This is a genomic window from Neobacillus camarae (genome assembly GCF_054950115.1).
The window spans coordinates 629335-646161 of record NZ_JBUCKX010000004.1; the positions used below are offsets into that span (position 1 = coordinate 629335).

Consider the following 16827-nt stretch of genomic DNA (forward strand, 5'->3'; position numbering starts at 1 on the left):
TAATGGAAACACGTTATGCCAATCATCCTGAAGAAATTAAACGTTACAATACAGACGAGTTAAGGAATCATTTTCTGGTGGAAAAACTTTTTGAACCAGGACAAGTTCATTTAACCTATACACATGTTGACCGCATGATTTTCGGCGGCGTTACGCCTGCTGAGGAAGAATTAACCATTAAGCTCGACAAACAATTGGGGGTTTCTTACTTCCTTGAGCGCCGTGAATTAGGAATCATCAATATCGGCGGTGAAGGTTCCGTTATTCTTGACGGCCTAGAATACGATATGGTGCGCTATGATGGCCTATATGTGGGACGGGGCACGAAGGAAGTGCTGTTCCGCTCCAAGGATGCTTCTAATCCAGCAAAATTCTATATCAATTCCACACCTGCTCATCACACCTATCCAACGGTGAAAATTGATATAAACAAAATTAAGCCGCTTGAAGCCGGTGAGCCAGGCACATTGAATGTGAGAAAAATTCATCAGTACATCCATCCGAATGTATGTGAAAGCTGCCAGTTACAAATGGGCTTAACCATGCTTTCCCCAGGAAGCGTTTGGAACACCATGCCATGCCATACACATGAGCGCCGTATGGAAGTTTACCTATACTTTGATATGGAGCCAGATACCCGCGTATTCCACTTCATGGGTCAGCCAAATGAAACAAGACATTTGGTCATGAAAAATGAACAAGCGGTTATTTCACCTAGCTGGTCCATCCATACCGGTACTGCCACCAGCAACTATACGTTTATTTGGGGCATGTGCGGCGAAAACATTACTTACGATGACATGGATTTTGTAAAAATGGAAGATTTGCGATAAAGAAAACTCGCCGACTGGCAAGCCCTAAAGGGCGGTTCATGAGGCGTAGTTGCACCACTTATGCCTGATAGGAAAGTTTAACTTTCCTATCAGCTAAGAAAAGCGAAAGCGCACTGCCTAGGTCAGTCACCTAGTGCAGGGGAATCCCCGAGTTTTTTAGTTTAGCATTTTAAAAAAATAATAATATACCATTCGGAGGCTTAATCAGATGACTACGCAGTTAGATAACTTCTCATTAGATTTCTTCGCATTAACAGGAAAAGTGGCCATTGTAACAGGAGGAAATACCGGCCTTGGACAGGGTTATGCGGTTGCTATGGCAAAAGCAGGTGCCGATCTTTTTGTTGTTACCTATGACAGGAACTGGGATGAAACAAGAGAATTGATTGAAAAACATGGCCGGCGCGTCGAGTTTTACCAAGCCGACCTGACTAACAGAGATGCAATCAAAGAAGTCGTTGCGGCTTGCGTGGAAGCTTACGGCCATATTGATATCCTTGTTAACAATGCAGGCACCATCCGCCGTGCTCCGCTTCTTGAGTATAAGCAAGAAGACTGGGATGCGGTTATGGATATTAACTTGAATTCCGTTTATTTCTTGAGCCAAGAAGTGGCCAAAGTCATGGTAGAACAAAAGAGCGGAAAAATTATTAACATTGCTTCCATGCTATCTTTCCAAGGCGGAAAATTCGTTCCTCCGTACACAGCCAGCAAGCATGCTGTTGCCGGTATTACAAGGGCATTTGCCAATGAACTTGCGCAATATGGCGTGCAAATCAATGCGATTGCTCCTGGATATGTAGAAACAGCCAACACCGCTCCGATTCGCGCAAACGAAGAGCGCAAAGAAGAAATCACTGCCCGGATTCCGGCGGGCCGCTGGGCCACTCCGGCTGACCTAATGGGTGTAGTTGTCTTCTTGGCAAGTAGGGCATCTGATTATATGAATGGACACATCCTCGCAGTTGATGGCGGATGGCTTGCAAGATAACCTAAGAAAACACCTGAAGCCGTATCATCATTGGGAATGATACGGTTTTTTCAAGAACCGGCGTAATAGGGGATGCGCTGGTTTTGCAAATGATAAAATATCGAACAAGGGAAAATTCATGACAACAGGGGGAATTTTAAATGACATCACAATTAACTGATTTTTCATTGGATTATTTTTCACTAAAAGGGAAAGTGGCAATTGTTACTGGAGGAAATAAAGGAATCGGTCAAGGGCTTGCCGTGGGGCTTGCCAAAGCGGGTGCTGATTTGTTCATCGTTACCCATGGTCGTGACTGGGATCAAACCCGCAGCCTAATCGAACAAGAAGGCCGGCGTGTGGAGTTTTTCCAAGCGGACTTATCCAAGCGCGAGGTCATTACCGATTTGGTGCAGGCGTGCAAACAGGCCTACGGCCGAATTGACGTTCTTGTCAACAATGCCGGCACCATCCGCCGTGCGCCGCTTCTTGAGTATAAGCAGGAAGATTGGGATGCTGTGATGGACCTGAACTTGAATTCCGTTTATTTCCTTAGCCAAGAAGTGGCGAAAGTGATGGTCGAGCAAAAAAGCGGCAAAATCATCAACGTGGCTTCTATGCTGTCATTCCAAGGAGGCAAGTTTGTTCCGCCATATACTGCCAGTAAGCATGCTGTGGCTGGTTTAACAAGGGCGTTCGCGAATGAACTGGCCCAATATGGCGTTCAAATCAATGCCATCGCCCCTGGATATGTAGAAACCGCAAACACAGCACCTATTCGTGAAGACCAAGAACGAAAAAAGGAAATCACTGCCCGGATTCCGGCTGGCTACTGGGCAACTCCGGTTGACTTAATGGGGTCGGTTGTATTCTTGGCAAGCAAGGCATCTGACTACATGAATGGACACATTCTGGCCGTTGATGGCGGCTGGCTTGCAAGATAATCAAGCACAAAACTTGGCCGTACCTGTACTGGAAGGGTACGGCCTATTAAGAAGGCTTTCTTAAATTTTATATTTGATATCTCGACAGGGTTAGCGAAAGCAGTTGGACCGTATTCTTCGAGAAAGGGTTGTATAGATGTCTTGGCGGCAAAATCTAAGAGAAATCAGGAGCACTTGTCGTTAAGAATCCTCTTTATGACGAACCCTAAAAGCGGTCCGTAGAACAAAAATGAAAATCCAAGTTTTATAGAGCCTTTTTTTAAAAATCATATTCCCATGGAGGATATAGAATGAAAGCGAATATTGGAATTAGAGCCCATGATGTGCCGGATCTACCTTTAGAGGAATTAACAAAAGAAATCGCCGGCAAAGGTCTCACTGGTGTCCAACTGGCACTGGCCAAGTCGTTTCCTGATATTAACACAGGACTGGGGAGTTTAAGTCCAGGTCTGGCACGGCATATTGGGGACGCCTTCCGCAATGAAAACCTGCAAGTGGCGGTGTTGGGCTGCTATATTAATATGATTCACCCCGACCCGGTGGAAAGACGGAAAGTTTTGGACCGGTTTAAAGAACATATCCGCTATGCCTGTGATTTTGGCTGCAGCATTGTCGGAACGGAAACCGGGAATGTGCATGCTGAGATTCATTATACGGAAGAAAATTTTGCCGAACAGCCTTATCAAGATGTTGTCGAAAGTGTCCGTGAACTGGTCAGCGAAGCAGAAAAATTCGGTGTGATCGTTGGGATTGAAGGCGGCATTAATCACCCCATCCATACTCCACAGCGAATGAAGCGTCTGCTGGATGATATACCGTCGAACAACCTGCAAGTTATTTTTGACCCAGCAAACTTCTTATCAATGGAGAATTATCAGCATCAGGAACAAGTCTTTGAAGAAGCTTTTGAACTGTTTGGCGACCGCATTGCGATCGTGCATGCCAAGGATATTGTCATTGAAGATAACTGGATTAAAATGGTTCCTGTTGGTAAGGGGATCTTGAATTATGATGCTGTCTTTAAATATCTCAAATATCAAAAGCCCCTGATCAACATTTTATTAGAGGACACAAGGGAACCTTTTATTAATGGCAGTATTGCTTATTTGCAGGAAAAATTTGAAAAAGCTTAGTATAGAATAGAATAATAGGGTTACAACCTCAGGATAGAACCTTATATCTTGGGGTTGTAACCGTTTTAAATTTATTTTTAAAAATGATTGCTATCACCATTCAGTCAAGGTAAAATGAAGTGGAAGGAAGATGTTCACGTTAACATATTTTTTTAATCAAAATTGTTAACGTGAACATTTTGTAAACATATAAATCTATTTTATTGAAAGCTGGTGCTTGAGATGAAGAAATTCATGGATGAGAATTTTCTTTTAAACAACGAAACGGCTATCCGCTTGTATCACGATTACGCCAAAGACATGCCGATTATCGATTATCATTGCCACTTAAGTCCAAAGGAAATCTACGAAAATAAAACTTTTAAAAATATCACCGAGATTTGGTTATACGGCGACCATTACAAATGGCGGGCTATGCGGGCTAACGGTGTTGAAGAAGATCACATCACAGGAAATGCAAGCGATTACGACAAGTTCCTTGCATGGGCAAGAACCGTCCCGATGACCATCGGAAATCCATTATATAACTGGACCCATTTGGAACTGCAGCGCTTCTTCGGCATCGATGAAATTTTAAACGAAAAAAGCGCACCGCAAATTTGGGGAAAAGTAAACGCCCTGCTGAACAGCGAAGGCTTCGGGGCAAGAGATTTGATTAAGAAATCCAAGGTTGAAGTAGTATGCACAACCGATGATCCGATTGACAGTTTGGAGTATCATTTGAAATTAAAAGAAGATGCGGGTTTTGATGTTCAGGTATTGCCAAGCTTCCGACCTGACAAAGGCCTGGAAATCAACCGTGACGGTTATCAGGAATGGGTGCAAAAGCTTCAAGTAGCATCAGGCATTGAAATCACTTCTTACGAGCAATTTTTACAAGCCATTGAGCAGCGTGTCCGCTTCTTCCATTCCGTAGGCGGCCGGGTTTCAGACCATGCAATCGATACCATGCTGTTTGCCGAGACTACTAAAGAAGAAGCAGCAGTGATTTTTGCGGAAGCGCTAACAGGCAATAAAGTTTCCCTTGAAGACGAGAAAAAATACAAAACGTATACCATGAAATTCTTGGGCGGCCTGTATTCCGAACTTGGATGGGCTATGCAATTCCACATTAATGCATTGAGAAATAACAACACCAGAGGGTTTAAGCAGCTTGGACCGGATACAGGATATGATTCCATCAATGATGATCAAATCGCTAAACCGCTTGTCCGGTTATTGGATGCCATCGAGGAGGAAAGCGGCCTGCCAAGAACCATCATCTATTCGCTAAATCCAAGTGACAACACCGTGATTGCAGCGATTATCGGTTCGTTCCAAGGCGGCGGCATCCCAGGGAAAATCCAATTCGGTACGGCATGGTGGTTCAACGATAACAAAACCGGCATGCTCGAGCAAATGCAAGCACTTTCCAACTTGGGATTATTCACTCGGTTTATCGGCATGCTGACCGACTCAAGAAGTTTCCTATCTTATACACGACATGAATACTTCAGAAGACTGATCTGCTCTTTGATCGGTGAGTGGGTGGAAAACGGCGAAGTGCCATATGACCTTGAATTCTTAGGCCAAGTCGTGCAAGGCATTTCTTACAACAATGCGAAACAATACTTTCAGTTTCAAGAAAAAGAAGCTGTAGTGAAGTAAAATACAGGGCTGAGCGGCTATCAAAAGTGGACACTCCTGATATGATAAAATGAAGGACAGCTAATGTGTAAAGGGTGAAACCATGGTTACAATAAAAGACATTGCCAAAATCGCAAATGTATCCCATACAACGGTGTCACGGGCATTAAATGACAGCCCGCTTATCAAACCAGGGACAAAGAAAAAGATACTGGAGATAGCCTCCCAGCTTAATTATACACCAAACTATAACGCCAAAAGCCTTGTCATGAAGAGGTCCTATACGATTGGACTGTTTTTGACGAGCATCACACAGGGGACTTCATCGAGCTTTTTTGTGGAGACGGTAAAAGGTGTGAATCAAATTATTAATCAGAACTATAACCTGTTTGTCAGGGGAATTGATGATATTCACGACTACGCGACGATTCACAACAAACGGTTTGACGGGATTATTTTGATGAGCCAGAGTGAAGTGGACGATGGTTTCATTGCCTACCTGAAGGAAAAAGAGATACCTTGCGTCGTGTTGAACCGGGATATTGGTGATCCGTCGATTATTAATATTTTATCGAATGACAAGGAAGGCTCGACACAGGTAGTCAAGCACCTTCTGCAAAGCGGCCATCGTGCTATTGGGCTAATTGAAGGGATTAAGGGATTTAAGTCGTCTATGGAACGGAGAGAGGGATACTTAAAAGCCCTCATCGATTATAATATTCCGATAAAAAATGAATACATCATTCAGGGAAATTATGATATGGAAAGCGGCTATAAAGCGATGGAAAAATTACTTGCACTGGACAATCCGCCGACCGCTGTTTTTTGTTCTAATGACGATATGGCCATTGGTGCCATCAATGCAGCTTTTGCCCATGGTGTCAGGGTGCCGGACGATATCTCGATTGTCGGTTTTGACGACATTGAATTCGCGCGGTATACGAATCCGTCACTGACCACAGTCAAACGGCCGATAGAAAAAATCAGTTCTCTAGGCGCCAAAAAGATTCTGGAAATGATGAATACAGAAGAACCTATAGCTGGTGAAAAAATTTTTGTGGAGACGGAACTGGTTATCCGCCAATCTGTCACACCAGCAAATCGTTAAAACAAATCGTTAAATTCTGCTGGCTGGGCCGGCAGACAGATATTATTTTGTTAACGTGTGCATAAATATACTAACAAAGGGGAATTTCTCATGGAAAAGTTAACTCGCAATCTACTACAAGATGCACTACGCTATCCGGAAAAAGTGCTTCAATTCGGTGAAGGCAACTTCCTGCGGGCATTTGTGGACTGGCAAATTGATGTTTTGAACAAAGAAGCAGATTTTAACGGCAGTGTTGTGATTGTCCAGCCGCTCGGCCAGGGTATGGTGGAAAAGCTGAAAGAGCAAGATGGGCTCTATACCCTTTACTTGCAGGGAATGAAAGAAGGAAAAGCCGTTCGCGAGCATACAACGATTACCAGCGTCAGCAGAGGCATCAATCTGTTCACGGAATATGACAAATACTTGGAGCTGGCTGCTAATCCGGAATTGCGGTTTATTTTTTCCAATACTACTGAAGCCGGAATTGCCTTCGCAGAAGGTGACCGCTTGGAAGACCGTCCGCAAAGCAGCTATCCAGGCAAATTGACTGCCTTCTTATATCAACGTTATCAAGCTTTTAACGGTGATAAGGAAAAAGGGTTGATCATCATTCCATGTGAGCTCATAGACCGCAACGGTGAAAAACTAAAACAAATCGTGCTTCAATACGCAGAGCTTTGGAATCTTGGCGAGGGCTTTGTGGAGTGGCTGGAGGAAGGCAATACGTTCTGTTGCAGCTTGGTGGACCGGATTGTTCCAGGCTTCCCTCGTGATAACATTGAGGAAATTACCGAAGAGCTTGGCTATAAAGATGATTTAGTGGTTGTCGGTGAGCAGTTCCATTTATGGGTCATTGAGGGGCCGCAATGGATTCGCGAAGAGTTCCCAGCCCACAAAGCAGGGCTGAACACATTGTTTGTCGATGACATGACTCCATATCGCACAAGAAAGGTACGGATCTTAAACGGCGCCCATACGGCGATGACACCAGTATCTTACTTATACGGTTTGGATACAGTGGCTGATGCGGTTGATCATGAAGTGGTTGGCCAATACATCAAGGAATTAGTCTATGAAGAAATCATTCCAACATTGGATCTGCCGCTTGACGAGTTAAACTCCTTTGCAAGTGCGGTATTGGATCGGTTTAGAAACCCGTTTGTTCAGCACTTCTTAATGAGCATTGCACTGAACTCCATGTCCAAGTTTACGACAAGGGATCTGCCGTCTTTATTGGAATACATCAACCGCAAGCAAGCATTGCCCAGAAAACTTGTATTCTCTTTAGCAGCCCTCATCGCCTTTTATAAAGGAAAACGCGGGGAAGAGGACATCAAGCTTGCTGATGACCAAGACATCCTTGAACTGTTTGCCGAACAATGGGGTGGATATGATGGAACGATTGAAAGTGTCGAATCCATTGTGAAAAATGTATTAGCTTTCGAGAAGAACTGGGAAATGGATTTAAACCAAGTAGCTGGTTTAACGGAAGCTGTAACAAAAGATCTTTTTGACATTCTAACAAAGGGAATGCAACAGGCTGTTCAGGCCGTGTTGGGCCAAAAAGCAACGAACTAAAGGGGGAGAAAGACCATGTTGGATTTTACGCAAATTAACGATATTGACAATGTCGTTGTCGCGCTGAGGGATTTACCGGCTGGCCATGTCATTACCGTAAAAGGGGAAACCATTGAACTGAAGCAGGAGGTAAGCAGGGGCCATAAGATTGCCATCCAGCCTATCGCCGTCAATGAATATGTCATCAAATACGGCTATCCGATCGGCCATGCCATCACTGAAATAGCCGTTGGGGAACATATTCATACCCACAATACAAAGACTAACTTGGACGGAATCAAGGAATATCAATTCAGCCAAAAGCTGAATAGCAATCCATATCAAAGCGAGAATTTAACGTTCCAAGGCTACCGCAGAAAGAACGGCGAAGTCGGGATCCGCAACGAGCTGTGGATTGTCCCGACAGTCGGCTGTGTCAACGGCATGGCGGAGCGGATGATCAAGCTGTTTGAAAAAGAAATCGGTGACAGCAACCCGTTTGATAACATCATGGTGGTGAAGCATAATCTGGGCTGCTCGCAATTGGGTGACGACCACGAGAATACCAGAAAAGTTCTACGCGACGCAGTTCTTCATCCAAATGCCGGCGGTGTCCTGGTTCTGGGCCTCGGCTGCGAAAACAACAATCTGTATGAATTCAAAGAAAGCTTGGGCGAATATGACGAGGACCGCGTGAAGTTCTTGGTATCTCAAGAAGTCAGCAATGAAATTGACGCCGGTGTCGAATTGTTAAAAGAAATCTATGAAGCTGCGAAAAACGATAAACGGGAAACGGTGCCTCTTTCAGAGTTAAAAGTCGGCTTGAAATGCGGCGGCTCTGACGGCTTCTCCGGTATCACAGCCAACCCGCTGTTGGGACGGTTCTCTGATTTCTTAGTCGCACAAGGCGGAACGACGGTTTTAACAGAAGTTCCGGAAATGTTCGGGGCTGAAACCATCTTGATGGAACGGGCTGCTGACCATGAAGTGTTTGAAAAAACGGTTCACTTAATCAATGATTTTAAAGAGTACTTCTTGGAAAACAAACAGCCTGTCTATGAGAATCCTTCTCCAGGAAACAAAGCCGGCGGGATTACGACTTTAGAGGATAAGTCGCTAGGCTGTACACAAAAAGCCGGTACGTCGACTGTCACAGATGTACTTAAATATGGTGACCGCCTGCAGCAAAAAGGTCTTAATTTGCTGAGTGCTCCTGGTAACGACTTGATCGCCTCTTCGGCTTTAGGAGCTGCGGGATGCCAATTGGTGTTGTTCACGACTGGGCGCGGAACACCATTCGGTTCTTTCGTTCCAACGATGAAAGTTTCGACTAATACTCCGCTCTATGAAAACAAACCGCACTGGATTGACTTCAATGCCGGGGTATTGTTAGAGAAGGAATCCGATGTTGTATTAAGAGAGTTCATTAACTACATTATTAGCGTTGCTAGCGGTGAACTTGTGAATAACGAGAAAAATGATTTTAGAGAGATTGCTATTTTTAAAACTGGCGTTACGTTATAAACAGGAACGAAAAACGATAGAACCTTGTTTCTATCGTTTTTTACCTTATGGGAATTTCCGTAATAATTGTGAACTTTGCCGGTAAATAGGTTAAAAGTGCCGGTAACCCGCGAAAAAACGCCGGTAACCTCTGAAAAGCATCGCTAAATAATAATCTATCAATGGAGAAGTGGAGCTATGACAACCATACAGGGCAAGAAAGTTACATTAAGAATCACGGTAGCTAAAGACGGCAGAGGTGCTTACCAAACCGTCCAAGAAGCAATCGATGCCATACCGGCCAATAATAGGGATAAAGTTGAGATATTTATAAAAAATGGGGTCTATAAAGAACGCCTTACGATTCCAGCAGAAAAACCATTTATTACGCTAATCGGAGAAAGTGTTGAGAATACGATTTTAACTTACGACCACCATGCCAAAATGCCAAACCCTGAGGGCGGCATCATCGGAACCGGCCGCAGTGCCAGCATTTATCTATATGCCAGTGACTTTACAGCCAAAAATCTGACCATGGAAAATTCATTTAACCCCAAGCGAATGAGTGGAGAAACACAGGCTGTAGCTGTCTATGCCAGTGGAGAAAGAATGTCCTTTTATCAGGTCCGGTTTCTTGGGAACCAAGATACCCTTTACGCAGGGACCGGAACCCAATATTTCAAGGATTGTTATATCGAAGGGGACATTGACTTTATTTTTGGCGGGGCTAGAGCGGTATTTGAAGGTTGCGAGATATTGTCATTAGATCGCGGTTCAGACACCGATAACGGATATATCTCGGCCGCCAGTACCCCTATCACTGAACCGTTTGGATTCTTGTTTATCAACAACAGGTTTGTCAGCCCATCGCCCGAAGGCACCGTCTATTTGGGCAGACCGTGGCATCCAGGCGGTGATCCCAATGCCATTGCTAGTGTCGTTTTTAAAAATAACTATCTGGGCTCTCACATCCATCCGGAAGGCTGGACCGACATGTCCGGATTCAGTGCCAAGGAAGCCCGGTTTTTTGAATACCAAAATTACGGCCCTGGCGTCAATCTTGACCGGCCGCAGCTTTCGGATGAAGATGCTGAGAAATTTACAATTGAGAATGTGCTAAATGGCTGGAATCCAGAGGCCAATAGATAAAAATACTTTTTTATAAAATAAAGCCGAACTACATTTATGTAGCCGGCTTTATTTTATAATAGTCTGTTTCTCGTTTAGCTGAAAAAAGCAGCTGGACGGTCACCGATAAAAGGGCATGCCATTTTTCTGTTAGACCATTTTTATTAAAAACACACCACCAAGCATTAAAATAAGGCCCACTATTTGAATGGGTGTTATTGGGTTCTTTACAGATTTTAACAGACCGAATTGTTCCACTAGCAGGCTGCCGGCAATCTGACCAAATAGGGCAAGGACCACTGTCTGTCCGGTGCCGATATGACCGACAAGATACACGTTAATGAGCACGTATAATCCGCCGATTATACCACCAAGCCATACCCACCATGGTGCTGATTGTTTAATCGGCTCCTTGACCCGTGTGTAACTCCGCTCTTTTATGCCCACTACAATCACTAACGTTGCAGAACCAACAAAAAATGATATAAAGGCAGCATGGGTCGGAGAATGGAGGACTGTACCCAACAGTCCATTGATAGCGGATTGGACAGACATTAACATTCCAGCACCGATGCCAAGAAAACGCCATGGCCATTGGCTTCCCTGGCTTTGCTCTGTTGTTGTGTTACTTGGGCGTTTGGAAATAATTTCTGGTACAACTACAGCTAAACCTACGCCTATTAAGACTAAGACTACACCAATGGTTCGGTTCAACCCGAAAGAATGTTTCATGGAGTGTAACCAGCCGAAATTATCAATCAGCATCCCCATCATGATCATTCCTAAAATAGGCATAACTGTCGTTTGTACGCTTCCTAATCTAGGGAAAAGGAGTATATTAGTGGTTAGACTAATCACACCACAAATACCTCCGAACCAGATCCAAATGGGTTGGCTGGAGAAGAGGCTTACAGCAAAACCTAACGGAGAACCGCTTATGATTGTCGTAATAGCCAAGAAGATGGTGCCAACTAAGAATGAGACCATTGAAGCTAAAAAAGGTGAAACAACAAATTTTCTCAATTGAGAATTGATGGCCGTTTGGATCGCCAAACCAAACCCAATTCCGATGCCTAACAGGGCTGCAAACATGATTCTACTCCTTTATCGATTTAAACATTTTATCTTGGAAACTTCATGATGTTTTGTTATTCGTAACCCATTATGTCACAAATAAAACATTCTAGCTAACTCCTTGAATATTTTGGACCAACGGAGTCTTAAATTAAAGGCTCTGTCATTGTTCATTGTTGATTTTTGGAAAGCGTTCTCGTTTAATCGGAGGAATTCCGTTTATTTAGAAAAAGGAGTGGTTAGGAAGGGGAATAGGCGGAGATTTTCCGCTTAAATAACCTAAAAGGCCTTAAAATTGTGGAAATGTATAGTTTAGCAGGAAAAAATCCTCTTATTTGTAGAGAAATATGTGTATTTCCTGATTTAGCAGGAATCTTTCCGCCTATTTTTAAATGCCATTAAAACAATATTCACCTTAAACAGAGCGCCGAATTAAAACAAGCTGTCCCAAAAGCAAAGGGGTTAGACCCCTGATGGGACAGCTTTTCATCTATATCTCTCAGCAGAACCCCTGCTGTAAGAGCCAGCCAGAGCACAACTTCGTCCATTGCCCGACGGCAGGATGTTCCGAAGCCATTCCTAATCCGTGGCGGCCATGTGGGAAAATATGCATTTCAAATGGAACCTGGGCTTTGCTAAGCGCCGCCGCATACGATAGGCTGTTTTCAACCGGAACCGAGGCGTCATCGGCTGTATGCCAGAGGAACGCTGGTGGTGTGTCAGAGGATACATTCCGATCACACGACAATAATGACCGCAGCTCCTCGCTTGAATTTTCACCAAGCAGATTAATCATGGATCCCTCATGATAATGATCCAATAATGAAACAACCGGATAGCATAATACCGTCAGATCGGGACGGGCGCTTTCCTGCTCGATACCATCCTTAATATCAGTAGTCTGAAGCTGTGACAACGTCGAGACGGATGCGGCTAAATGCCCGCCAGCTGAAAACCCAAGTATGCCAATTTTTCCCTTATCGAGATTCCATTCCTCCGCATGGTGGCGGACAAACCGAATGGCCCTTTGCGCATCCGCCAATGGAGCAGGATGCTTATAAGGGGCCGTCCGATAATGTAACACAAACGCGGATATCCCCAGTGAATTTAGCCATAAGGCAATCGGTTCTCCTTCGTGGTTGGCCCGGTGCTGATAGCCGCCTCCAGGACAGACAATCACGGCCGCTCTATTTGCATTCCCCTCGGCGATGAAAGGTACAAGTGTGGGGGAATTTTCTTGGTCTCCTGGCTGCAGATAAGGGACCTGCTCTCCCCAGATGGAATAAGTCATCATGATAACCCCTTTTTTTAAAAGTAAATGGATAAAACAACTGAGAAAACAGCTATTCTATTAAATAAATTATATAGCAGCCTATGGCCGCAAGGGATAATCATTATTTTTTGCTATGTTCATTTCATCAGTTTTTTGTGAAAATATCTGATGAAAAAAGTATGACAAAATGATTATATGTGAGAAACAACATTGACATAAAATCTAGAATTCTTTAAGGTTGATATATGAAAGCGCTTAAGATGAGGTTGGGAGAGTCGAGATAGTGAAGCATAAGCCGAAGTATTTTTATCGAATTTTTATACCATTTATACTCGTCGGAACTTTGGGGATGATTCTTTTCAATGGATTTGCCTATCTGTTTACCAAAAATTCATTTGAGGAGAAAATTACAAAGGAAAAACAAGAATCAGTCGTTCAAACGATGAATACACTTGAGCAAAAGCTTCAACAATTGGATTATACGTTTAACTCCTATATTCATGATGCGGCATACAAATCGTATATACGGCAGCCGTTAACCGTCAGTCAATTTGATCAATACCGTTCGATACAAGAACAATTAAATTATATATCGTCTTTTGGACCAAACCAAACATCCGTTGATTTGGTCAGCCTTGAAGGAAATTGGAGAATCAATGAGAAAGGGCTGAAACAGCTCACCGAACAAGATAAGTCAGATCTAGAGGCAGCCTATTTGTCACTCCCGCATGATTCAACCTGGATAAAAGAAGAACAACACGATAAATCCATCAAAATGATCAAGCGAACCCCTTTTTATCAATCGAAGAAATACGGTGTTATGATTATTGATATTCCCCTAAAGTCATTTTCAAATCTTATCTATCAATCTAGTGAAAACAGTCCAATATATATTTACAGTAAGGATGGGCAGCTGCTTTATCCAAACAGCATGAAGAAGGAAGACAGTATTAATCACCAGGTGATTAAAGGCTTATTTAATCAAAATGAACGGACGGGGATTACCGATGTAAACCCGAAAGGAAGAGATAATTATAAAGTTGTCTATTCCAAATCAGATTACAATGGCTGGCTGTATGTATCCAAGATACGTGATGCTGATCTCTCCCAGAATATGAAAGCTACAATGATTTCTTCTATATTAATGAGCAGCTTTTTGTTGCTGATCACCTTGATTATTGCCTATGTGAGCTCGGACTATCTTTCCAAACCGATTCGTGAACTACAAAAGTTCATCCCTTTGGCTAAAAAAGACGGAGTCAAGGACGAGTTTGAGCTGATTGGTAACTCCATCCGTGAAGTACTGGCGAAAAATCAGTCGCTCGAAGATATGCTGACCAGCCAGCAGGAGCAGTTAAAGACCTTGTTTATGTTCCATCTGTTCCACGGGCGGATGGATGAACAGGATATCAAGGAAGAACTGCAAGGCTTTGACTATACCCAAAACTGGGGTTGTTTATATGTGATTGCCATCCAATTCGACAGCCTGGAAAACAGTCAGTATACAAGAAATGATAAAGACCTGCTGCTGTTCTCAGTCAATCAAATGGTGTTGGAGTTAATGGAGCCATGGGAGCGTCTGACACCTACCGTCTATGATTCGGAGACACAAGCTACGATTTTTACTTGCCAGGATACTGATTATGAACGGCATGTGTTAGAGATTAATCAATTTGGAGAAAAAATTCAAAGCAGGATTAAAGAGATATTCAATTTATCAATCAGCATAGGGGTCAGCAAACCATTTGAAAACTTAACCGACAGCAAGACCGCCTTGCTTCAAGGAATAGACTCTTTGAAGTACAGGTTAAAAGTCGGAAAAGGATCGATTATCTTTTACGAAAGTATCTCTGGGATCTACAATAATAAACAAATCAATACGTATTTTCCGAAAGTGTTGGAGAACCAATTGTTTGATGCGATTAAACTTGGGGAAAGTGAAAAGGCCAAAGAAACCTTGCATCTGCTGTTGGCCGATTTGTACAAGCATAGCCCGACGCCACAAGAAGTAGAACTAAACATAATGAGATTTATTAATGATTTAATGGGTCTAATGCAAGTCATGGGAATGGACACCATTGAGGTGGATGGCCAGAAAACCATATATCAAGAGATATCGGAAAGAAATACAGCGGAGGAAATCGAGCTGTTTATCAAAAACAAGATCGTTTATCCGTTGACCGATATGATTGTGGAAAGAACGGATTCGCAATTCAAGACGATTGCAGAAAAAATGCTTTATATGATTCATCATGAGTATGATACCGACCTGTCATTGGAATCCATCGCTTCACGCCTGCATTATAACAAAAATTATTTAAGCAGCATTTTCAAAAAGGAATTTAACCAGTCATTTAGTAAGTATCTAGCACTATACCGATTTGATATGGCAAAAAAATGGCTGAAGGAGACCAATTTGTCTGTAAAGGAAATATCCGAGAAACTACAATACAATAACTCGCAAAACTTTATCCGCTCGTTCCAAAAAATCGAAGGCACAACCCCTGGAAAGTATCGTGAACTTCACCGAGATGATTCGCTGCTTTCCAGTTGAGGATACCTGCAGCCAACTAATTAAAAACAGCAGCCAAACGGCTGCTGTTTCTTTGTAATCGCTTGCGGTTTTATATGCATTAAGCCTTCACAGAACCCACCAGGGCACCCTGTACGAAGTATTTTTGCAGGAAAGGATAAACGATAAGCATCGGAATCGTTGCCACAGTAATAACGGCCATTTTGACGGTTTGCGCTGGCGGTATCACATCCACTGCAGAGGAATCAGCCTGCATACCGCTCGAAACAATGACAATCTGGCGGAGCAACACCTGGATTGGCCACTTGTTTGAATCGGTCAGGTAAAGAATCGCGTTGGTATATTGGTTCCAATAAGCAACCGCATAGAACAGCGAAATGGTTGCAATTGAAGGAAGTGATAATGGCAGCATGATTTTGAAGAAAATCTTCAAGTCGTTACAGCCATCCACTTTCGCTGATTCTTCCAAACTATCAGGAATGCCTGAAAAGAAGTTTCTCATGATAATCAGGTTAAAGGCATTGACAGCAACCGGAAGAATTAAGGACCAGTAGGAGTTGATTAAGCCTAAGCTCTTAACCACTAAGTAAGTAGGAATCATACCTCCGCTAAATAACATGGTAAATACGATTAAAAAGTTAATCGCACCTCTTCCATATAAGTATTTGCGCGATAGGGCATAGGCCAAAAAGGCTGTTAAAACCATGCTGACGAACGTTCCAACTACCGTGGTCACGATTGATACGCCCATACTTTTAAAAATCGTCGGGGTCGACAAGATATATTTATAGGCCCCCAGCGAAAAAGTAGTCGGGAACAAGATAAAATCCTTTTGGATCACCTCTTCAGTAGTTGCAAATGAGCTTGCAATTACATTTAGAAAGGGGACCAGGCAGGCCAACGCAATGAGCAATAAGATCGCATGGTTAACAAAGTCAAACATACGATTCCCAAATGATTTGTCTTGCATTTAAAAATCCCTCCGTATTAAGTTAATGATTTCTTGATTTCACTATAGCAACTGAAAAAATGGTACGTCTATAATCATTTTCTCACGACCTAAAAATTGGAACACCCTCAATAATCATTTTGTAAGCGTATACAATAATTACCTCCATATGCAAATACTCATTTATGAAAATAGATAATCATTTCTTACGATA

General features: G+C 43.0%; 13 protein-coding genes. 10 read left to right on the top strand and 3 right to left on the bottom strand.

What is annotated here, in order from left to right:
- The first annotated feature begins 2 nt into the window (after nucleotides 1–2).
- From kduI to ACY8D0_RS24430, 9 genes are all read left to right on the top strand, one after another.
- A complete protein-coding gene (gene kduI, locus ACY8D0_RS24390) occupies nucleotides 3–833 on the top strand; it encodes a 5-dehydro-4-deoxy-D-glucuronate isomerase (protein ID WP_462413038.1) in 831 nt (276 codons plus the stop codon).
- Between the two features lie 208 nt (nucleotides 834–1041).
- Nucleotides 1042–1824 carry a 2-dehydro-3-deoxy-D-gluconate 5-dehydrogenase KduD gene (gene kduD / locus ACY8D0_RS24395; protein ID WP_462413039.1) on the top strand — a complete coding sequence of 261 codons (783 nt, stop codon included), beginning with the start codon at nucleotides 1042–1044 and terminating at the stop codon, nucleotides 1822–1824.
- Nucleotides 1825–1964: 140 nt separating this feature from the next.
- Nucleotides 1965–2747: a 2-dehydro-3-deoxy-D-gluconate 5-dehydrogenase KduD gene (kduD, locus tag ACY8D0_RS24400; protein ID WP_462413040.1), complete on the top strand. Its 783-nt coding sequence runs from the start codon at nucleotides 1965–1967 to the stop codon at nucleotides 2745–2747.
- Between the two features lie 290 nt (nucleotides 2748–3037).
- On the top strand, nucleotides 3038–3880 hold the full coding sequence (locus ACY8D0_RS24405; protein WP_462413041.1) for a sugar phosphate isomerase/epimerase family protein: 843 nt from the start codon (nucleotides 3038–3040) through the stop codon (nucleotides 3878–3880).
- A gap of 222 nt (nucleotides 3881–4102) precedes the next feature.
- Nucleotides 4103–5527: a glucuronate isomerase gene (gene uxaC / locus ACY8D0_RS24410; RefSeq protein WP_462413042.1), complete on the top strand. Its 1425-nt coding sequence runs from the start codon at nucleotides 4103–4105 to the stop codon at nucleotides 5525–5527.
- Between the two features lie 82 nt (nucleotides 5528–5609).
- Entirely contained in the window at nucleotides 5610–6614 is a 1005-nt protein-coding gene (locus ACY8D0_RS24415; RefSeq protein WP_462413043.1) for a LacI family DNA-binding transcriptional regulator, read from the top strand.
- A gap of 90 nt (nucleotides 6615–6704) precedes the next feature.
- A complete protein-coding gene (locus ACY8D0_RS24420; RefSeq protein WP_462413044.1) occupies nucleotides 6705–8174 on the top strand; it encodes a tagaturonate reductase in 1470 nt (489 codons plus the stop codon).
- 15 nt (nucleotides 8175–8189) lie between these two features.
- Nucleotides 8190–9677, top strand: a complete 1488-nt coding sequence (locus tag ACY8D0_RS24425) for a UxaA family hydrolase (protein WP_462413045.1) — start codon at nucleotides 8190–8192, stop codon at nucleotides 9675–9677.
- A 177-nt stretch (nucleotides 9678–9854) separates the two neighbouring features.
- A complete protein-coding gene (locus ACY8D0_RS24430; protein WP_462413046.1) occupies nucleotides 9855–10805 on the top strand; it encodes a pectinesterase family protein in 951 nt (316 codons plus the stop codon).
- Between the two features lie 129 nt (nucleotides 10806–10934).
- Here the strand turns inward: ACY8D0_RS24430 and ACY8D0_RS24435 are convergent, their stop codons facing one another.
- Nucleotides 10935–11876, bottom strand: a complete 942-nt coding sequence (locus ACY8D0_RS24435) for a DMT family transporter (RefSeq protein WP_462413047.1) — start codon at nucleotides 11874–11876, stop codon at nucleotides 10935–10937.
- Nucleotides 11877–12357: 481 nt separating this feature from the next.
- A complete protein-coding gene (locus ACY8D0_RS24440; protein ID WP_462413169.1) occupies nucleotides 12358–13149 on the bottom strand; it encodes an alpha/beta hydrolase in 792 nt (263 codons plus the stop codon).
- A gap of 265 nt (nucleotides 13150–13414) precedes the next feature.
- Between ACY8D0_RS24440 and ACY8D0_RS24445 the strand changes: the two genes are divergently transcribed.
- On the top strand, nucleotides 13415–15685 hold the full coding sequence (locus ACY8D0_RS24445; protein WP_462413048.1) for a helix-turn-helix domain-containing protein: 2271 nt from the start codon (nucleotides 13415–13417) through the stop codon (nucleotides 15683–15685).
- Nucleotides 15686–15764: 79 nt separating this feature from the next.
- On the opposite strand, the gene ACY8D0_RS24450 is transcribed toward ACY8D0_RS24445, so the two are convergent.
- The gene (locus tag ACY8D0_RS24450; RefSeq protein ID WP_462413049.1) at nucleotides 15765–16634 is read right to left on the bottom strand and encodes a carbohydrate ABC transporter permease; all 870 of its coding nucleotides are present in this window, start codon (nucleotides 16632–16634) and stop codon (nucleotides 15765–15767) included.
- Nucleotides 16635–16827: the final 193 nt, after the last annotated feature.

Coding starts and splice junctions, on each gene's coding strand:
- ACY8D0_RS24435 (WP_462413047.1), bottom strand. CDS start 11,876: ATGTTTGCAGCCCTGTTAGGCATCGGAATTGGGTTTGGTTTGGCGATC.
- ACY8D0_RS24420 (WP_462413044.1), top strand. CDS start 6,705: ATGGAAAAGTTAACTCGCAATCTACTACAAGATGCACTACGCTATCCG.
- kduI (WP_462413038.1), top strand. CDS start 3: ATGGAAACACGTTATGCCAATCATCCTGAAGAAATTAAACGTTACAAT.
- kduD (WP_462413040.1), top strand. CDS start 1,965: ATGACATCACAATTAACTGATTTTTCATTGGATTATTTTTCACTAAAA.
- ACY8D0_RS24405 (WP_462413041.1), top strand. CDS start 3,038: ATGAAAGCGAATATTGGAATTAGAGCCCATGATGTGCCGGATCTACCT.
- uxaC (WP_462413042.1), top strand. CDS start 4,103: ATGAAGAAATTCATGGATGAGAATTTTCTTTTAAACAACGAAACGGCT.
- ACY8D0_RS24430 (WP_462413046.1), top strand. CDS start 9,855: ATGACAACCATACAGGGCAAGAAAGTTACATTAAGAATCACGGTAGCT.
- ACY8D0_RS24425 (WP_462413045.1), top strand. CDS start 8,190: ATGTTGGATTTTACGCAAATTAACGATATTGACAATGTCGTTGTCGCG.
- ACY8D0_RS24440 (WP_462413169.1), bottom strand. CDS start 13,149: ATGACTTATTCCATCTGGGGAGAGCAGGTCCCTTATCTGCAGCCAGGA.
- ACY8D0_RS24415 (WP_462413043.1), top strand. CDS start 5,610: ATGGTTACAATAAAAGACATTGCCAAAATCGCAAATGTATCCCATACA.
- kduD (WP_462413039.1), top strand. CDS start 1,042: ATGACTACGCAGTTAGATAACTTCTCATTAGATTTCTTCGCATTAACA.
- ACY8D0_RS24450 (WP_462413049.1), bottom strand. CDS start 16,634: ATGCAAGACAAATCATTTGGGAATCGTATGTTTGACTTTGTTAACCAT.